Source organism: Corynebacterium pseudogenitalium, from assembly GCF_024453815.1.
GTDB classification, from domain to species: Bacteria; Actinomycetota; Actinomycetes; order Mycobacteriales; family Mycobacteriaceae; genus Corynebacterium; species Corynebacterium pseudogenitalium.
Genome location: NZ_CP072934.1, coordinates 290,773 through 307,817 on the forward strand (window position 1 = coordinate 290,773; position 17,045 = coordinate 307,817).

17 protein-coding genes are annotated in these 17,045 nt (G+C 65.5%); 14 read left to right on the forward strand and 3 right to left on the reverse strand.

The features are described from left to right. Positions 1 to 14: 14 nt before the first annotated feature. Both hemE and KBP54_RS01295 read left to right on the forward strand, forming a co-directional pair. Positions 15 to 1,061 carry a uroporphyrinogen decarboxylase gene (gene hemE / locus KBP54_RS01290; RefSeq protein WP_071573902.1) on the forward strand — a complete coding sequence of 349 codons (1,047 nt, stop codon included), beginning with the start codon at positions 15 to 17 and terminating at the stop codon, positions 1,059 to 1,061. A gap of 15 nt (positions 1,062 to 1,076) precedes the next feature. Continuing rightward, on the forward strand, positions 1,077 to 2,483 hold the full coding sequence (locus KBP54_RS01295) for a protoporphyrinogen oxidase (protein WP_256006071.1): 1,407 nt from the start codon (positions 1,077 to 1,079) through the stop codon (positions 2,481 to 2,483). Here the strand turns inward: KBP54_RS01295 and KBP54_RS01300 are convergent. After that, on the reverse strand, positions 2,480 to 3,799 hold the full coding sequence (locus KBP54_RS01300; protein WP_256006608.1) for an MFS transporter: 1,320 nt from the start codon (positions 3,797 to 3,799) through the stop codon (positions 2,480 to 2,482). The genes KBP54_RS01295 and KBP54_RS01300 overlap by 4 nt on opposite strands. Positions 3,800 to 3,869: 70 nt before the next feature. Here KBP54_RS01300 and KBP54_RS01305 point away from each other — a divergent pair, with 70 nt between their 5' ends. Together KBP54_RS01305 and KBP54_RS01310 are read left to right on the forward strand one after the other, a co-directional pair. Continuing rightward, a complete protein-coding gene (locus KBP54_RS01305; RefSeq protein WP_256006072.1) occupies positions 3,870 to 5,393 on the forward strand; it encodes a CAP domain-containing protein in 1,524 nt (507 codons plus the stop codon). A 19-nt stretch (positions 5,394 to 5,412) separates the two neighbouring features. Further along, positions 5,413 to 6,117 carry a DedA family protein gene (locus KBP54_RS01310; protein ID WP_071572856.1) on the forward strand — a complete coding sequence of 235 codons (705 nt, stop codon included), beginning with the start codon at positions 5,413 to 5,415 and terminating at the stop codon, positions 6,115 to 6,117. A gap of 207 nt (positions 6,118 to 6,324) precedes the next feature. Here the strand turns inward: KBP54_RS01310 and KBP54_RS01315 are convergent, their stop codons facing one another. Further along, on the reverse strand, positions 6,325 to 7,170 hold the full coding sequence (locus KBP54_RS01315) for an NAD(P)-dependent oxidoreductase (protein ID WP_071572855.1): 846 nt from the start codon (positions 7,168 to 7,170) through the stop codon (positions 6,325 to 6,327). 20 nt (positions 7,171 to 7,190) lie between these two features. Here KBP54_RS01315 and hemL point away from each other — a divergent pair, with 20 nt between their 5' ends. The 7 genes from hemL to galE are packed head-to-tail and all read left to right on the forward strand — an operon-like array spanning position 7,191 to position 14,143. Beyond that, positions 7,191 to 8,516 (forward strand): glutamate-1-semialdehyde 2,1-aminomutase, encoded by a 1,326-nt coding sequence (gene hemL, locus KBP54_RS01320; protein WP_071572854.1) that lies wholly within the window; start codon positions 7,191 to 7,193, stop codon positions 8,514 to 8,516. Next, complete coding sequence (locus tag KBP54_RS01325; protein ID WP_070363187.1) at positions 8,517 to 9,119, forward strand: histidine phosphatase family protein; 603 nt, start codon at positions 8,517 to 8,519, stop codon at positions 9,117 to 9,119. It begins immediately after the preceding gene. Positions 9,120 to 9,133: 14 nt separating this feature from the next. Further along, positions 9,134 to 9,712 (forward strand): TlpA family protein disulfide reductase, encoded by a 579-nt coding sequence (locus KBP54_RS01330; protein WP_071572853.1) that lies wholly within the window; start codon positions 9,134 to 9,136, stop codon positions 9,710 to 9,712. A gap of 51 nt (positions 9,713 to 9,763) precedes the next feature. Further along, positions 9,764 to 10,492, forward strand: a complete 729-nt coding sequence (locus KBP54_RS01335; RefSeq protein ID WP_177224256.1) for a cytochrome c biogenesis CcdA family protein — start codon at positions 9,764 to 9,766, stop codon at positions 10,490 to 10,492. Then, positions 10,493 to 12,121 (forward strand): cytochrome c biogenesis protein ResB, encoded by a 1,629-nt coding sequence (locus KBP54_RS01340; RefSeq protein WP_256006075.1) that lies wholly within the window; start codon positions 10,493 to 10,495, stop codon positions 12,119 to 12,121. It begins immediately after the preceding gene. A gap of 28 nt (positions 12,122 to 12,149) precedes the next feature. Next, entirely contained in the window at positions 12,150 to 13,151 is a 1,002-nt protein-coding gene (ccsB, locus tag KBP54_RS01345; protein ID WP_070477403.1) for a c-type cytochrome biogenesis protein CcsB, read from the forward strand. After that, on the forward strand, positions 13,151 to 14,143 hold the full coding sequence (gene galE / locus KBP54_RS01350; RefSeq protein WP_070477405.1) for a UDP-glucose 4-epimerase GalE: 993 nt from the start codon (positions 13,151 to 13,153) through the stop codon (positions 14,141 to 14,143). The genes ccsB and galE overlap by 1 nt, the downstream gene beginning before the upstream one ends. Here galE and KBP54_RS01355 read toward each other — a convergent pair. Beyond that, complete coding sequence (locus KBP54_RS01355; RefSeq protein ID WP_070477766.1) at positions 14,140 to 14,403, reverse strand: hypothetical protein; 264 nt, start codon at positions 14,401 to 14,403, stop codon at positions 14,140 to 14,142. The two genes, galE and KBP54_RS01355, sit on opposite strands and share 4 nt — an antisense overlap. A gap of 44 nt (positions 14,404 to 14,447) precedes the next feature. On the opposite strand from KBP54_RS01355, the gene KBP54_RS01360 reads away from it, so the two are divergent. The 3 genes from KBP54_RS01360 to KBP54_RS01370 all read left to right on the forward strand — a co-directional run bounded on the left by KBP54_RS01360 (position 14,448) and on the right by KBP54_RS01370 (position 17,040). Then, entirely contained in the window at positions 14,448 to 14,762 is a 315-nt protein-coding gene (locus tag KBP54_RS01360; protein ID WP_369822028.1) for a DUF4229 domain-containing protein, read from the forward strand. A 276-nt stretch (positions 14,763 to 15,038) separates the two neighbouring features. After that, positions 15,039 to 16,376, forward strand: coding sequence for a TrkH family potassium uptake protein (locus KBP54_RS01365; protein WP_256006078.1), 1,338 nt, complete (start codon positions 15,039 to 15,041; stop codon positions 16,374 to 16,376). After that, a complete protein-coding gene (locus KBP54_RS01370) occupies positions 16,369 to 17,040 on the forward strand; it encodes a potassium channel family protein (RefSeq protein ID WP_177224255.1) in 672 nt (223 codons plus the stop codon). The genes KBP54_RS01365 and KBP54_RS01370 overlap by 8 nt, the downstream gene beginning before the upstream one ends. Positions 17,041 to 17,045 lie beyond the last annotated feature (5 nt).

Here is a 17,045-nt window from a genome sequence, read left to right on the forward strand (position 1 = left end):
TAGGGTGGGAGACTATGACCAGACGCGACCTTTCTTCTGCCCCGTTCATTGAGGCCGCCAACGGCCGCACGCCCTCACGCACCCCGGTGTGGTTCATGCGCCAGGCCGGGCGCTCGCTGCCGGAATACCGCAAAGTCCGTGAAGGCATCTCCATGCTGGACTCCTGCTTCATACCGGAGCTCCTCGCCGAGATCACGATGCAGCCGGTGCGCCGCCACGACATGGATGCGGCGATTCTCTTTTCCGATATCGTCGTGCCGCTGAAAGCGGCGGGTATCGGCGTGGAGATCGTGCCGGGCCGCGGCCCAGTGATGGAGAAGGCGATTACGACGAAAGAGGACGTCGATAATTTGCCGGTGCTGGACCACAACGTTGAGGAAGTGGCCAAGGGCATCGAGATGATTCTCGACGAGCTCACCGACACCCAGGCCCTGATCGGCTTTGTCGGCGCGCCGTTTACGCTGGCCAGCTACCTCATCGAGGGCGGGCCGAGCAAGAACCACGAGAAGACGAAGGCCATGATGCACGGCGACCCGGACACGTGGCACGCCCTGATGCGCCGCCTCGTGCCGACCATCAGCGCGTTCCTGCGCACGCAGGTCGACGCCGGCATCGACGCCATGCAGCTCTTCGACTCCTGGGCAGGCTTCCTCACCGAGGCCGACTACCGCGAGCACGTCCTGCCGTACTCCGCCGAGATCCTGAAGGAGGTCGAGGGTGTGATCCCGCGCATCCACTTCGGTGTGGCCACGGGTGAGCTGCTCGGCGCGATGTCGGAGGCGGGTTCCGAGGTGATGGGCGTCGACTGGCGCGTGCCGCTCGACGTCGCCGCGAAGCGCTTCGCGTCCCCGCGCGTGCTGCAGGGCAACCTCGACCCGGCGATGCTCTTCGCTGGCCCCGCCGTGGTGCAGGAGGAAGTGCGCCGCATCAAGGCGGAGGCCGCCCGAGCTATCGACGCAGGCACCGCCACCGGCCACATCTTCAACCTCGGGCACGGCGTCTTGCCGACCACCGATGCAGGCGCCATCACCGACGCTGTCGCAATGATCCACGAAGCATAACGAAGGAGATCCCCATTGAATATCGCCATTGTCGGTGCAGGGCTTGCCGGGCTGACCGCAGCGTTTGAGCTGCGCAACTCCGGCCACACCGTCGACGTCTACGAGGGCAACGACCGCATCGGCGGCAAGCTGTACACCGTTGCGTTCGACGGCGGCCCCACCGATATGGGGGCCGAAGCCTTCATCGCGCGCCGCCCGGAAGCGAAGCAGCTCGTCGAGGAGCTGGGTCTGCAGGACTCGCTGGTCTCCCCGTCGGGGATGCGCTCCCTGCTCTACGTCGACGGTGAGACCCGCGCCATGCCGGCTGGTGGCACGATGGGCATCCCTTCCACCTCCGAGCCGGTCGCGCACCTGGTCAGTGAGGAGACCGCGCGGCGCATCGACACCGAGGCGCAGCGCGAAGGCTTCGAGTGGACCATCGGTGGCGACATGAGCGTCGGCGCCCTGGTCCGCGAGCGCTACGGCGACGACGTCGTGGACAACATCGTCTCCTCCCTGCTTGGCGGGGTGTACTCCTGCACCGCCGACGACCTGGGCGTTCGCGCCACCGTGCCGCAGCTCGCCGCCGAGTTCGACCGCCTGGCCGCCGACGGCCCCGTGCACCTTTCCACGGCGGTCGCCAACTTGGAGGCGGCCCGGAAGAAGGCCGTTGCCGCGGCTGGGTCTTCTGATGCCTCGAAGCCTTCGAAACCGGCACCCATTTTCGCGTCCTTCCGCGAGGGCTACCAGGAACTCTACGAGGCACTCGCGGAGCAGTCCGGCGCAAACATCTACGTTGACGCGTTCATCCCGTCCATCAGCCGCGAGGGCGAGGGGTTCCGCCTCAAGGGTGGCGAGGACACCGTCTACGACCGCGTGCTGTTGGCCACCCCGGCGCCGACGACCGCGCTGCTGCTTCGCGACATCGCCCCCGAGGCCTCCGAAGCGCTTCGCTCCGTCGAGTTGGCGAACTCCGCCGTGGTGGGCCTGCGCTTCGCCACCGACGAGGGCCTGCCGGAGAACTCCGGCGTGCTGGTCAGCACCGATGCGAAGGACGTGCACGCCAAGGCGTTCACGCTTTCGTCGCGTAAGTGGCCGCACCTCGCCGAGCGCGGCGGCGCCCTTGTACGCGCCAGCTTCGGCCGCTACGGCGATAACATCGCCCTGACTGCCAGCGAGGACGACCTCGTGGACTGGGCCCTCGACGACCTGCAGACCATCACCGGCTTCGACGGCCGCGCCGCCGGCGTCGAGGAGATCTTCGTCCAGCGCTGGCTCGGCGGCCTCCCGCGTTACGACGCCACCCACCTGGCCACCGTGGCCAAGGTCCAGGACGCCCTCGCCGGTATCGACGGCGTTGGTGTGACAGGCGCCTGGGTTGCCGGGGTTGGGGTCCCGGCAGTGATCGGCAACGCGCGTCAGGCGGCGCAGGATCTCCTCTAGACGAGCACTTTGCCCTTCTGCTCCGGCAGGACGAACGCCGCCACGGCGGCCACGGTGAACGCCACCGCGAAGACTACGAACACGCTGGCGTGGCCGCCGAAGGACAGGACCGGCGGGACGATCAGCGGCGCCAGGATCGAGCCGACGCGGCCGAAGGCCGCCGCGGCACCCGTGCCGGTCGCGCGGATCTGGGTGGGGTAGAGCTCAGGACCGATGGCGTAGAGGGCACCCCACGCGCCCAGGTTGAACAGGGAGAGCAGGCAGCCTGCGGCGATGATCTGCCAGGGCGCGGTGGCGAACCCGTAGAGCCCCGCCGACACCGCCGACCCAGCCAGGAAGACGGCGAGGGTGGTGCGGCGCCCCCAGACCTCAATGAGCCAGCCTGCCAGGGCGTACCCGGGCAGCTGGGCCAGCGTGATGATCAGCGTGAAGCTGAAGGAGCGCACGAGGCTGAAGCCTTGGTCCACAAGCAGGGAAGGGATCCAGGTGAACGCGCCGTAGTAGGCGAGGGAAACGCAGAACCAAACGGTCCAGAACGCGGCGGTGCGGGCGCGCAGTTCGGGGCCCCAAATGTGATGGCTAGAACTTGCATCGGGATCGGTGGTGGTGGCGATGGGTGCGTCGGTAAGTAGTTCGGGCGGGACTTGCTCCTCGAAGCTGCGGACCACTGCCTCTGCTTCCTCGTCGCGGCCGCGCGACTCCAGGAAGCGGACCGATTCCGGCAGCTGCATGCGCACGTACAGTGCGTAGAGCGCAGGCACGGCGCCGAGCGCAAGCCCCCAGCGCCAGCCGTTTTCGCCCTCGGCGACGACGAACGTGCCGATGACCGCCGCCAGGATCCAGCCCGCCGCCCAAAACGCCTCGAGCCAGACCACCATCCGCCCGCGCACCTTCAGCGGCGCGAACTCGCTGACCAGCGTGGACGCGACGGGCAGCTCCGCGCCGAGGCCCAGTCCGGTGAGGAAACGGAAGACGAGCAGGACAGCGACCGACCCGGCGAGCGCTGAAGCGCCCGTGGCCACGCCGTAGATCAGGAGCGTGAGGGCGAAGACCTGGCGGCGCCCCAGCTTGTCCGCGAGCAGCCCGCCGAGGGAGGCGCCGACCGCCATCCCGATGAACCCCACGGACGCGATCCAGCTCGTGGTGGTTTTCTCCAGGTCCCAGTGCACGGCCAGCGCCGCGATGACGAAGGAAACCAGCCCGACGTCCATCGCGTCGAGCGCCCACCCCACCCCCGATCCGACGAGGAGCTTCTTGTGCTTCGGTGTAACCGGCAGCCTATCGAGGCGCTGCGTGCGGGTCAGTGCTGTTTTCATGGGCAAAACCTTAGACCAACCCTGTCGCTTATTTGGGAAAATTACTAAAGTTTCCTGCTAATCTGCCGGTATGAAGAAGCAGCTTGGACTCATGCTCGTTACTACCTGCTCAGCGGCCATGTTGGTGGCCCCGCAGGCCATGGCGGAGGACACCGCCCAGCTCACGGAAGCTCGCTGCGTGGCACTTGTCGACGCGGTGAAGGACGCCACCGCGAAGCAGCGCGATGCGCAGGACCGCGAGCGCGCCACGCAGCAGACGCTCGATGCGGCGCAGCGCGACGTCGCCGCCGCCCAGGAAGAACTCAAGGCAGCAAAGGGCATGGTCGCCGCCGCCCAACGCCTTCTTGACGACGCCACCACCGACCGCACCGCGAAACAGTCCGCAGTGCCCGCCGGCGTGACGGCGGAATCTGCACAGCAGGCGCTCGAGGACGCGAAGGCGCGGGCCGCCGAAGCAGCCGCCGCCCTCGAAGCCAGCAAGGCCGAGGCGCAACAGCAGTTCGACCGCGGCTCCCTCGGCTTCTTCGAAGCCATGGGCGCAACCGACGCCGTCGCCGAACTGAACACCGACTTCCGCTTCAAAGAAGAAGACCCGGTGGCGGGGCAGACGGGCTACCGCATCGCGGACGACACCCACATCGGTGAGACCGACGACGCCACCCACCTGGACAACATGAAGACAGCCATCGGCTGGCTGCCCGAGGCCAATGAACTCCGCGAAAGCGACGGCCAGCCCGCCCTGCCCGTCTCCGACTTCCTGATGGCGCAGGCCCAGGTAAACGTGAACTGGTCGCACCAGCTGCCGCGCGGGCACTCGAAGAACGGATGGGACAACCTGTCCTGGAACTACGACAACCCGTTCAAGGGCTGGTTCCACGAGGAGCGCGTCGCGTACTTCGAGGCGATTGAGAAGGGCGAGAAGCCATTCGAGGCGGGCGCTGGCCACTACATGGCGATCGTCAACCCGGACATGCGCGCCACCGGCTTCGCCGTGAACACCAAAGCCTTCCGGTACCAGGGGTACCCGTGGCGTATTGCACACGCGCAGACCTTCGCCACCCACTGGATGAAGCAGGGCACTCCACTGTTCACCGTCGACGAGTACACCGAGCGCTTCAATACCTACTACGACGGCCTCAAGCACGCCATCGAGTTTGGCGACGCCACCAAGCGTCAAACGCTCGAGGAGCGCGAAGGGGACGTCGACAAGGCGGAGCGGACCCTGGAAGCCGCACGCGCGCTGCGGGCCGCGGAGGAGCTCGTGGCAAAGCGTGAGCAGGAGCTTTCCGCCGCCAAGGAGGCGCAACCGGCCCGACAGACCGCAGCCGAGGAAGCGCTGACCGCGGCGAAGCAGGCGCAGGAGGATGCGGCTGCTGCCGCTGCGACCGCCAAGGCAGCCGCAGCCGAGGCCCGCGCAGCCACCGAACGCGCCGAAGCCGAATACAAGCCTGTGCAGGCGGAGTGCGCCACGCTGGCCGCCCCGGAGAAGGACGGCTCCTCCACCGGTGGCATCATCGCCGGCGTAGTGCTCGGGCTGCTGGCGATCGTCGGAATCGTGGTAGCCACCAACCCAGGAGTTCTCAATATGTTCTAGGTAGGTACACTCTCTGCTTATGCAAAGCGAGGAGCAGACCACACCCGAACCAGAATGGTGGGAACAACCAGGCATGCCCTGGAACAGCAAACCAACCAAGGCTGACTACTGGTGCCTTGGCTGGTTCGGCTTCGTAGGCCTCTTCGGCCTCGCCATGATCCCGCTTCGTGCCTGGCTACTCGGCCTGCACCCGCCCATCATGCTGGCGATTACGGGTTCTCGGATTGGTGCGGCGTCGACAGGCGCGCTCGCCGCCGTTGGCGAGGTGCAGCACTGGCTGGGCTACCTGCTCATCGGCACGCTGATGGCCATCAAGTTCGACTGGATCTACTGGTGGGCCGGCAAACTGTGGGGGCGCGGCATCCTGGACGTGCAGGCGCAGAACTCCAAACGCAGCGCCCGCAACATCGCGCGCGTGGAAACGTGGGCCCTCAAACTCGGCTGGCTGGGCATCTTCCTCGCCTACGTACCGATCCCGCTGCCCATCGCCTTCGTCGTCTTCGTCCTGATGGGCATGACCGGCATGCCGCTGTGGAAGTTCATGGTGCTGGACTTCATCTCGAAAACCCTGTGGTCACTGGGCTATTTCGCCCTCGGTTGGTGGATCGGGGAGCCCGTCGTGTACGTGCTGGAGCAGTACGCGAAGGTGGCCAACTGGATCGCCATCGGGCTGATCGTGGTGATCATGTTCGGCGCGTTCCGGAGGCAGGCGAAGAAGTCGTGAGCGGATGCGTGCACCACATTCCCTCTTTTTGGGATGGCGGTGTGGCGTTTCCCCAGGTCGCCGATTGTCCAGACAGGATAAAGGTGCGCAGAACTGGCGCCGAGTGACAAAAGACGCACTTGGATTTGATATGTACATTCATAGTTGCAGGTCAGAAATGGGCTATCTTTTCCTAGTTGCGTGATTTGGCACTCGCTCCCCAGAAAATTAGCGGTACACCACCACTGAGGAGAAGTCCTCGTCCCCGTGGCCCTTCTTCTGCTGCTCCTGCAGGGAGGCAACCGCGGCTGCCACGGCGGGCAGCTCCTTGCCGGCGGCCTCGGCGGTGGCGAGCATCAAACGCGCGTCCTTCTCGATGGCGTCGGTGGAGAAGTCGCCGGGGTTGGTGTCGCGCTCGCCGAGTAGGAAGGGGGACTTCATGTTCACGATGAACTCGAGGCCGGTGGAGGCGAGCATGTCGACGATGGTGGCGTCGTCAAGTCCTTGGGCGTTGCCGATGTGCAGTGCTTCCTTGAAACCCTGCATGGTCACCGCGAGGGCGAGGTTAGCGATGAGCTTGCCCGTCGCGGCCTGGGCGGCGGTGTCGACGACCTTGAGGCGTTCCGGGTTTGCGGCGGCCCACGGCGCGACGACCTCGGCGACTTCCTTGCGGCGCTGTTCGGAGGCGCCGCCGACGTAGACGCCGAGCTTGCCGGCGCGCGCCGGGATGAGCGAGCCGACTACGGGGGTGTGGACGAAGGTGGGGACGGCGGCGGCGAAGGAGTCGGCGTCGGCGGGGGAGATGGTGGTGGCGTCGGCCCAGGTGACGCCGTCGGGGATGAGGCCGGGTTCGATGACGACTTCGCGGACGGTGTCGGGGCCGAAGAGGGAGGTGATCACGAGGTCGGCGCCTTTCACGGCGTCTGCGGGGGTGTTGGCGGCGGTGGCGCCGCGCTCCACGAGCGGGGCGGTTTTTGCCGCGGTGCGGTTCCAGACCGTGAGGTCGTGGTCACTGACAAGCTTGAGTGCTAATTCGGTACCCATACGGCCGAGGCCTAAAAATCCAATTCTCATATGACCTAGGATAGGCAACTATGACGAAGACGAATCTGACTTCAGAAAACACTGCTCGTTCTGCTGAGTTGTTTGCGCGCGCTCAGCGGGTCACGCCGGGCGGGGTGAACTCGCCGGTGCGCGCGTTTGGCTCGGTGGGTGGGCAGACGCGATTTATTGAGAAGGCGTTCGGCAGCACGCTTGTAGATGTCGACGGCAACTCCTACGTCGACCTGGTGGATTCGTGGGGTCCGATGATCCACGGGAATGCGCACCCGGCGATCCTGGAGGCCGTCGAGAAGGCGTTGGTGAACGGGTTGAGCTTCGGTACGCCGACTGAGGCTGAGGTGGAGATCGCGGAGATGATCACGAAGCGTACGTCCGTGGAGGAGGTGCGCATGGTCAACTCGGGTACTGAGGCGACGATGTCGGCGGTGCGCCTGGCGCGCGGGTACACGCAGCGCCCGAAGATTATTAAGTTTGATGGCTGCTACCACGGCCATGTGGATGCGTTGTTGGCGTCGGCGGGTTCGGGGATTGCGACGTTCTCCCTGCCGGATTCCCCGGGGGTGACCGGTGCGCAGGCGGCGGACACGATCGTGGTGCCGTACAACGACATTGAGGCAGTGAAGCGGGCGTTCGCGGAAAACGAGGGCCAGATTGCCGCCGTGATCGCGGAGGCGGCCGCCGGCAATATGGGTACGGTGGCGCCGCAGGACAACTTCAACGCGAAGCTGAAGGAGGTCTGCCACGCCAATGGTGCCCTGCTCATCCTGGATGAGGTGATGACGGGCTTCCGCACCTCCTACTCCGGCTGGTACGGGGTCGACGGTGTTGCGGGTGACCTGACGACCTTCGGCAAGGTCATCTCTGGTGGGTTGCCGGCGGCGGCCTTTGGTGGGCGTCGAGAAGTAATGGAGAAGCTTGCGCCGAACGGGCCGGTGTACCAGGCAGGAACCCTGTCCGGAAACCCGGTGGCGATGGCTGCGGGCATGGCGTCGTTGCGCCTGGCCAGCGAGGATATTTACCCGGTGCTGCACCGCAACGCGGACAGGCTGGAAGATCTGGTCAGCTCGGCGCTGACGCGTGAGGGCGTGGCGCACCACATCCAGCGCGCGTCGACGATGCTGTCGGTGCGCTTCGCGGAGGGCGAGGGCCACAACTTCGACGACATGAAGGCGGCGGACACGTTCCGCTACGCGCCGTTCTTCCACGCGCTGCTGGACCACGGAGTGCACGCGTCCCCGAGCCCGTTCGAGACCTGGTTCGTCTCCACAGCGCTGACCGACGACGACTTCGCCACCATCGAGGCCGCGCTTGTCCCGGCTGCGAAGGCCGCGGCCGCCGCGACCCCGGAGGGCCAGTAAATGACGCGAACTGTTGTCCACCTGGTGCGCCACGGTGAAGTGTTCAACCCGAAGAAGATCCTCTACGGGCGCCTGCCGGGCTACCACTTGAGCTCCCGCGGCTACTCGATGGCCGCTGCGACCTCGAAGTTTTTCGAAGGCCGCGACGTCACCTACCTGGCGGCCAGCCCGCTGCTGCGCGCGCAGGAGACCGCGCAGCCGATTGCGGAGGTCACCGGTCTGGAGATCGATACCCGGGAGGAGATCCTGGAAGCCGGCAACACCTTTGAGGGGCTGCGCACCAAGGGGTGGCGCTCCCAGCTGTGGAACCCGATCCGGTGGCGCCACATGCTCAAGCCCTGGGAGCCGAGCTGGGGCGAGTCCTACGAGGACATCTTCGCCCGCATGGACGTCGCGATTGAGGACGCCCGCCAGCGCGCCGAGGGCCACGAGGCCGTGTTGGTGAGCCACCAGCTGCCGATCGTGACGGTGCAGCGCTACGTGCAGGGCAAGCCCTTCGCGCACGCGAGCCGTCGCTGCGAGCTGGCCAGCGTGACGTCACTTGTGTTCGATGATGACGTTGTTGTTGACTGGTCATACTCAACCCCCGCATCCGCGATCTAACCTGGAAGGACCCCATGACCGTGCGCCGCAGCCTTGTCCCATTCGTTGCCGCAGCCGTGCTGCTGAGCGGGTGCTCGAGCGCCAGTGACAACGGCGGGTCCTTCGCGTTCCACTCGCCGGGTGGGCAGGTGGAACTGTTCTACCCGCAGGAGGAGCGTAAGCCGTTGCCGGACTTTTCCGGCGAGTCCCTGATGGAGCCGGGCAGTGAGATCTCGCTCAGCGACTTCGACGGTGAGGTCGTGGTGCTCAACGCGTGGGGGCAGTGGTGCGCGCCGTGCCGCGCGGAGGTCGACGACCTCCAGGAGGTGCAGGAGTCCATCGAGGGCTTCGGCACCGTCCTCGGTATTAACGTGCGGGACCACAACGCGGACATCGCGCGCGACTTCATGAAGGACAACGGGGTGACCTACCCATCCATTTACGACCCGCCGTTTAAGACCGCCGCGTTCTTGGGCGGCGTGCCCAGCTCCGTGATCCCAACGACGATCGTGCTGGACACCCAGCACCGCCCGGCGGCGGTGTTCCTGCGGGAGGTCACCGCCCAGGAGATCATCGACCTGGCGAATACGCTGCACCAGGAGGCGGAGGCCTAAGTGGGGGAGGCGTTATCGGAGCTGGTTTCCCAAGGCCCGCTGCTGCTGGGAATGCTGGCGGCTGCGCTGGCCGGGTTGGCGTCCTTCGCCTCGCCGTGCGTGGTGCCGCTGGTGCCGGGCTACATGTCGTACCTGACGGGCATCGTGGGCGGGGAGCTCAACGTGGATGAGCACGGGGTATCTGTGACGCGGCGCCGCTGGGCCGTCGCCGGCGCGGCGGGCCTGTTCATCCTCGGGTTCACCGTGGTGTTCCTGCTGGCCACCGTGACCGTCTTCGGCGCGGTGAGCGCGGTGGCGCTCAACGCGGAGACCCTCATGCGCGCGGGTGGGGTGGTCACGATTGTGATGGGCCTGGTGTTCGCCGGTTGGGTGCCCGCGCTGCAAAACGACACGCGGCTGCGACCGAAGAAGTGGACCACGCTGCTGGGCGCGCCGCTGCTCGGCGGGGTGTTCGCGCTCGGGTGGACCCCGTGTTTGGGACCGACGCTCGCCGCCATCGTGTCCGTTTCTGTGGGGACGGCGGGCATGACCGCGGCGCGCGGCGTGCTGCTGGTCATCGCGTACTGCCTCGGGCTGGGGCTGCCGTTCTTGCTGGTGGCGCTTGGCTCGGCGAAAGCGGTGCGTAGCATCGAGGTGCTGCGAAAGCACTCGCGCACCATCCAGGTGATCGGCGGGGTAGCGATGGTCATCGTCGGCCTGCTGCTGCTGACCGGGGCCTGGAACGTGTTTATCGGCTGGACGCGCCAGCTCGTCTTCGGATATGGAGCAACGGTGATTTAAATGAGCACTGCATGGACGTGGCTACGCAGGTCGTGGCACTGGCTGACCAGTATGCGCACCGCGCTGCTGCTCCTGTTCTTACTTTCGCTCGCCTCCATACCGGGCGCGCTGTTGCCACAGCGCACGGTCTCCGCGACGCTGGTAGACGACTACCTGCGCGCCAACCCAACCATGGGGCCCATCTACGACAAGCTGCAGCTTTTCGACGTCTTCGATTCCACCTGGTTCGTCGCCATCGTCACGCTGCTGATGGTGTCGCTGGTCGGGTGCATCATCCCGCGCTCGATTGACCACTGGCGCGCGTACCGGGCCACGCCGACCCGGGCACCGAAGTACCTGTCCAGGATGCCGCTGCATGCGGAAGGGGACGTCGATACGCCGAAGGAAGAGCTGGAGGCGAAGGCGCGCGCAGTGCTGCGCAAGTGGCACGTGGCTTCCTACCAGCCGGAGGAGGACCGCGCCGGGGTGTTCTCCATCTCGGCGGAGCGCGGCTACTCCCGCGAGCTGATGAACCTGCTGTTCCACATCGGGCTGGTGGGCATGATTGTGGCGTTCGCGGCGGGCCGCATGGTCTTCTACGAGGGCCAGGTCATCATGGTGACCGAGTCCGAGTCGCAGTACGCGGTGCCTGTGGAGCAGCCGCGCCAGTTCTGTAATACGTCGCCTGCGAACTTCGACGTCTTCCGCGCCGGCCCGCTTTTCGACGGCACTGGCCTGCACCCGTTCTGCATCGAGTCGAAGAACTTCCGCGCCGAGTACCTCAACACTGGACAGGCGAACGGGTTCTGGTCGGACGTGGCCTACACCCCGGACGTGGCCGCCCCGCGCGAGCAGTGGCAGGACTTCACGCTGCAGGTCAACCACCCGCTGCGCGTGGACGGCAACCGCGTCTACCTGCAGGGGCACGGCTTTGCCCCCCAGGTGACCATCACCTGGCCGAACGGGGAGTCGCGCACCCAGATGGTGCAGTTTAGGCCCACGGACGTGCAGAACTTCCTGTCCGCCGGCGTGATGCGCTTCGACCCGCCGGCCGGCATGTACCCGGACCTCACCGAGCGCCGCGAGCACCAGATCGCCATCGAGGGCAACTTCGCGCCCACCGCCCAGTGGACCGGCGTGAACGGCGACATGCTGCAGTCCGGCTTCCCTGCGATGCAGGACCCGGCGATGGCAGTAGACATCTACGTCGGCGACGTCGGCCTGGACACCGGCCGCCCGCAGAACATCTTCGTGCTGGACCAGAACCTGATCGCCGAGGGGCGCCTGCAGAAGGTGGAGCGCGTCAACCTGGTGCCGGGGGAGGAAACCACCCTTGAGGGCGGCATCCGCGTGCGCTTCGATGGCGCAGCCGAGTACGCCAACTACCAAATCTCCCACGACCCGACCCAGGGCTGGATGCTGGCCACCTCGGTGCTCATGCTGGCCGCGCTGGCCGGCTCGCTGACCATCAAGCGCCGCCGCCTGTGGATCCGCCTGACCCCGACGGCCACCGGCACTCACGTGGAGCTCGCCGGCCTGGCGCGCACGGACCGCGCCGGGTGGGGCGCCGAGTTCGACGAAATCGTGGAGGAAATCCTGGGCGTTTCGGAGGAGGAGAACCCCTCCTTCGAGGTTGATGACCTTGGCTAACCTGCGATGACGCGGTAGATTGTTCCCCATGCTTGTCGATTCCACGATGGCGGACCTTTCAGACCTCACGTTCCGCACCGCGTTCATCCTGTACCTGGCTGCGCTGATCATGTCCTGTATCTACTACGGGCGCATGTTCGGCGTGCTCGACATGCGCCGCGAGCGCGCCCGCATGGATCAAAAAGTCGCCGTGGGGGCCGGGGGCGGCTCCGAGCTTATCGACGCCCCCTCCGACTCCTTCGACCAGGCAGAGTACGACCGCCGCGTCGCCGGCGCTCGCAAGTGGGCGAACATGACGCAGGCGCTGATCTGGTTCGGCATCGTGTTGCACGTGGCGTCCTTCATTACGCGCGGGCTGGCGGCGAAGCGCTTCCCGCTCGGCAACCTGTACGAGTACATCCTGGCCATGACGGCCGTCGTGATGGTCGCAGCCGCGATCGTGGTGCAGCGCAAGAACTGGCACACCATCTGGCCGTGGCTGCTCGCCCCGATGGCGATCGCGATGTTCTTGAACTCCACGGTGTTCCACATGCACGTGGCGCCGGTGGTGCCGGCGCTGCAGTCCTACTGGCTGCCGGTGCACGTTTCGTCGGTGTCGGTGGGGGCGTCGATAGGTATTGTGTCGGGCATCTTTGCGCTGCTGTACTTGCTGCGCATGTGGCAGCCGCGCGGCGAGGAGCATGGGTTTTTCGGCGCGATTGCGAAGCCACTGCCGAGCGCGAAGACGCTCGACCAGATCACCTACAAGACGGCGATTATTACGCTGCCGCTGTTCGGAATCGGCATTGTGTTTGGCGCGATCTGGGCTGAGGTCGCCTGGGGTCGCCCGTGGGGCTGGGACGCGAAGGAAACCGTGTCCATGATCACGTGGATTCTGTACGCCGCCTACCTCCACGCGCGCGCCACCGCCGGCTGGAAGAACTCGAAGGCCGCGTGGATCAACGTTTTTGCCTTGGCCATGACCATCTTTAACATGACCTATGTAAATACTGTCATTGCTGGACTTCACTCGTACGCAGGATTGAACTAATGAAAACACTGATTACAGGAGGGGCCGGCTACATCGGCTCCACAATTGCATCGTGCTGCTCCGACGCAGGCATCACCCCGGTCATCTTGGATGACTACTCCACTGGCCTGCGCGTCTTCGCAGAGCGCTTCGACCACTACGAGGGCGACATCGCCGACACCGAGCTGCTCAACAAAATTTTCGACGACCACCCCGACATCGAAGCCGTCATCCACTGCGCGGCCAAGATCATCGTGCCGGAGTCCGTCGCGCAGCCGCTCGAGTACTACGACGTCAACGTCGGCCGCGCAACCAAGATGCTGCAGGTCCTTCGCGACCGCGGCGTCAAGCGCGTCATGCTCAGCTCGACCGCCGCAATGTACCAGGCGGACGAGGACTTCACCGTCAACGAGTCCTCCGTTGTGGCGCCAACCAGCCCGTACGCCGCGTCGAAGTGGATGCTGGAGCGCGTCATGGCTGACGCCGCTGCCGCCGGCCAGATCCAGGCTGTGGCCCTGCGCTACTTCAACCCGATCGGCGCCGACCCACAGCTGCGCACCGGCCTGCAGAACCCGCTGCCGTCCCACGCGCTGGGCAAGATGATCACCGCCCACCAGAGGGGTGAGGCGTTCACGGTCACCGGCGTCGACTGGCCAACCCGCGACGGCTCCGGCCTGCGCGACTACGTCCACGTTTGGGACCTGGCCCGCGCCCACGTCGCCGCCCTCAAGGCCGACCTCGCCCCATACGAGGTCATCAACCTAGGCACCGGCACCGGCACCACCGTCTTCGAGCTCGCGGAGGCGTTCAAGTCCGCCAGCGGCTCCGACATGGAGGTCACCACCGCACCACCACGCGAGGGCGACGTCGCCGGTTGCGCACCGCGCATCGACAAGGCGCGCGAGGTACTCGGCTGGTCCCCAGAACTCACCATCGAGCAGGGCGTCCGCGACTCCCTGGCCTGGGCAGAGAAGCTGCCCGAGGTCCTCGCCGAGGAAGCAACGCGCAGCTAGTCTTCGCCGCGCTTCCTCCGACGCTCCTCCTCTTCACGACGCCGGCGCTCCGCCTCCTCGCGGGCCCGGCGTTCTTTAAACCTATTCTTCTCGATCTCCCACAGGAACTCCTCATCATCATCCGGCCCCTTAATAACCGGTGGCTGTTCCTGCTGCTGCACCCCGTACCCTCCATACCGTGCATTCGACCCCGGGCCGAACGCGCGCCACATCAAGTACACAGCCAGAATGATCAGAGCGATGAGTAGAAGCCTTCCCATGCCCTCTAACATACTGGTCCACCTTTGCGTTAGGCTAAGTCCCCATGGCCCCCATGAGTGAAGCACCCGAAGTTGACCCGAGCGCGAAGCGTCGCGCAAACAAAGCCGCCGCCATCTACGGGTTGTACCGGCTCCTCCTCTTCATCGTCCTCACCGTGGTGATCCAGCTGCTAGCCGTCGCGGTTGGGGCGCCCGTCCCGCTGATCATGTCGGCCCTGCTGGCCCTCATCGTGGCGTTCCCGCTGTCCATGCTGGTGTTCAAGAAGCAGCGCATTGAGGCCGTCCAGGCGCTTGCACATTGGAAGGAGCAGCGCCAGGCCCGCAAGGCGTGGATCGAGGCCGAGCTGGCCGAGCGTTAGTTCTCTCGTGGGACGGTGTGCACCACATTCCTGCATTTTGGCGTCGTGGGTTCGCAAAGCCCAGGTCGCCTGTTCTGCGCGAGGGAATTTGGTGTCAGGCAGGTCGGTTCGAGTGCCAAAAGACGCAATCGAATAAGGTCTATTGCTTCAAAGTTGCTGGCAAAAAATGTGCTAGACAACAAACGATGTCAGATTTGGCACTGGCGCCCACTCCACAGCCACTCAGGGACAAGAAAACCCTTGCCACCCGCACCCCGCTGGCGTAATGTTCCGCTGGTGCCTGCTGACATTCGGCACCGCCAGCTCAATAGCGCGGCGGTGATCTTGTTCGGCTTCCTGGTAGCCCTGTTCGTGGGCACCGTGTTGCTGATGCTTCCGGCTTCCACTGTGAATCCGGGTGGGTTGCCGCTGTTGCCGGCGTTGTTTACGGCGACGTCCGCGCTGTGTGTAACCGGCCTAGCCATTGTGGATACGGCGACGTATTGGACTACGTTCGGCAAGGTGGTCATTGCCGTGTTGATCCAGGTTGGCGGGTTCGGGGTGATGAGCTTCGCGACGATTCTGGGTCAGGCGGTGGTCCGCAAAGCGAATTTGAGTGCGAATGTGATTTCGGCGGTGGAGCGTCGTACGGCGGTGGGCGGGATCGCGCCGCTGTTGAGGCGGGTCCTGCTGGTGAGCATCGTGGTGGAGGCGCTGGTCGCGCTGGCGTTGACGGCGCGGTTCGTGGCGTTGGGCTACCCATTGCCGCGCGCGTTGGGGCATGGGGTGTTTCATGCGGTGTCGGCGTTTAACAATGCGGGGTTCGCGCTTTATTCGGACAACATGACCGGCTTCGTGGGGGATTGGTGGGTCTGCGTGCCTATCATGGCGGCGATCATTATTGGTGGTTTGGGGTTTCCGGTGCTGTTTCAGTTTCGGCGGGACGTGTTTCACCTGCACCGCTGGACGTTGAATACGCGCATGGTGGTTGCCGGTACGCTCTTCCTTCTTTGCTTTTCGACGGCCACCATCCTCGCCATGGAGTTGAACAACCCGCGCACGCTGGGTGGGTTGCCGGCGTCGGATGCGGTGTTGGCGGGGCTGTTTCAGGCGGTGCAGACCCGCACGAGCGGGTTCAACTCTGTCGATATTGGCGGGATGCACGAGCCGACGCTGTTTGCGATGGACCTGTTCATGTTTGTGGGGGCGGGCCCGGCTGGCACGGCGGGTGGCGTGAAGATCACGACGGTGTTGGTGTTGGTGTCGGCGGTGTCGGCGGTGGTGCGGGGTCGCACGCAGCCGGTCATGCTGGGCAAAGGTGTCCCGGTGGAGGTGGTGCACCAGGCGATCACGGTGGTGATGCTCAGCGGCGCGCTGGTGGTGGCGGCGACGTTCGCGTTGTTGGCACTGACGCCGTTTCACCTGTCGGAGGTGTTGTTTGAGGTGCTGTCGGCGTTTGGCACGGTGGGGTTGTCCACGGGTATTACGCCTCATCTGGATGCGCCTTCGTTGTTGGTCATTATTTTTATGATGATTGTTGGCAGGTTGGGTCCGATTACTGTGGCGACGGCGTTCGCGTTTGCGGAGCCGGCGTCGAAAATTTTGCTTCCTTATGAAAGGCCGATCATTGGTTAAGTTTGCAACGCCCACGTACGCGGTGCTTGGGCTCGGGAGGTTTGGCTCGGCGGTGGGCCGGGAGCTCATGTTTGACGACGCCACCGTCGTCGGCATCGATCTGGAAGAGTCCGCCGTGAAACGCAACAACGGGCTGCTGTCGAAGGTGGTGCAGGCGGACTGCACGGACGTGGCCACGATTGAAGAGTTGGGCATTTCGGAGTTCGACGGCGTCGTCGTGGCGATCGGCGGGGCGCACGTGGAGGCGTCGATTTTGACGTGTTCGTTGTTGGTGGATGTGGGCGTCGAGAATTTGTGGGCGAAGTCTTCCGGCAATGCACACGGGCGCATCCTGGACCAGATTGGTGTGCCGCATGCGGTGCACCCGGAGGAGGCGATGGGGCGGCGTGTGGCGCACCTGGTGCGTGGCGCGAACCTCGACTATGTGGAGTTGTCCTCGGGCACGGCGATTGTGCACACGGTGGTGCCGACGCACGTGGCGGGCCCGCTCGACGAGCAGGCGTTGTGGCAGAGCCACGGCGTGAAGGTGATTGCCGTGCGCCGGGAGGACCGCTGGCAGCCCGTCCTCGGGCACATGGCTTTGGAGGCTGGCGAGCAGGTGCAGATCTATGGGGATTCGCGCCGGGTGGAAAAGTTCAGCCGCATGGCGGCACGGCGACGCTAACCTGG

Coding starts and splice junctions, on each gene's coding strand:
- KBP54_RS01335 (WP_177224256.1), top strand. CDS start 9,764: ATGCTGGCGGCTGCGCTGGCCGGGTTGGCGTCCTTCGCCTCGCCGTGC.
- galE (WP_070477405.1), top strand. CDS start 13,151: ATGAAAACACTGATTACAGGAGGGGCCGGCTACATCGGCTCCACAATT.
- KBP54_RS01325 (WP_070363187.1), top strand. CDS start 8,517: ATGACGCGAACTGTTGTCCACCTGGTGCGCCACGGTGAAGTGTTCAAC.
- ccsB (WP_070477403.1), top strand. CDS start 12,150: ATGCTTGTCGATTCCACGATGGCGGACCTTTCAGACCTCACGTTCCGC.
- KBP54_RS01340 (WP_256006075.1), top strand. CDS start 10,493: ATGAGCACTGCATGGACGTGGCTACGCAGGTCGTGGCACTGGCTGACC.
- hemL (WP_071572854.1), top strand. CDS start 7,191: ATGACGAAGACGAATCTGACTTCAGAAAACACTGCTCGTTCTGCTGAG.
- KBP54_RS01355 (WP_070477766.1), bottom strand. CDS start 14,403: ATGGGAAGGCTTCTACTCATCGCTCTGATCATTCTGGCTGTGTACTTG.
- KBP54_RS01310 (WP_071572856.1), top strand. CDS start 5,413: ATGCAAAGCGAGGAGCAGACCACACCCGAACCAGAATGGTGGGAACAA.
- KBP54_RS01305 (WP_256006072.1), top strand. CDS start 3,870: ATGAAGAAGCAGCTTGGACTCATGCTCGTTACTACCTGCTCAGCGGCC.
- KBP54_RS01315 (WP_071572855.1), bottom strand. CDS start 7,170: ATGAGAATTGGATTTTTAGGCCTCGGCCGTATGGGTACCGAATTAGCA.
- hemE (WP_071573902.1), top strand. CDS start 15: ATGACCAGACGCGACCTTTCTTCTGCCCCGTTCATTGAGGCCGCCAAC.
- KBP54_RS01330 (WP_071572853.1), top strand. CDS start 9,134: ATGACCGTGCGCCGCAGCCTTGTCCCATTCGTTGCCGCAGCCGTGCTG.
- KBP54_RS01300 (WP_256006608.1), bottom strand. CDS start 3,799: ATGAAAACAGCACTGACCCGCACGCAGCGCCTCGATAGGCTGCCGGTT.
- KBP54_RS01360 (WP_369822028.1), top strand. CDS start 14,448: ATGGCCCCCATGAGTGAAGCACCCGAAGTTGACCCGAGCGCGAAGCGT.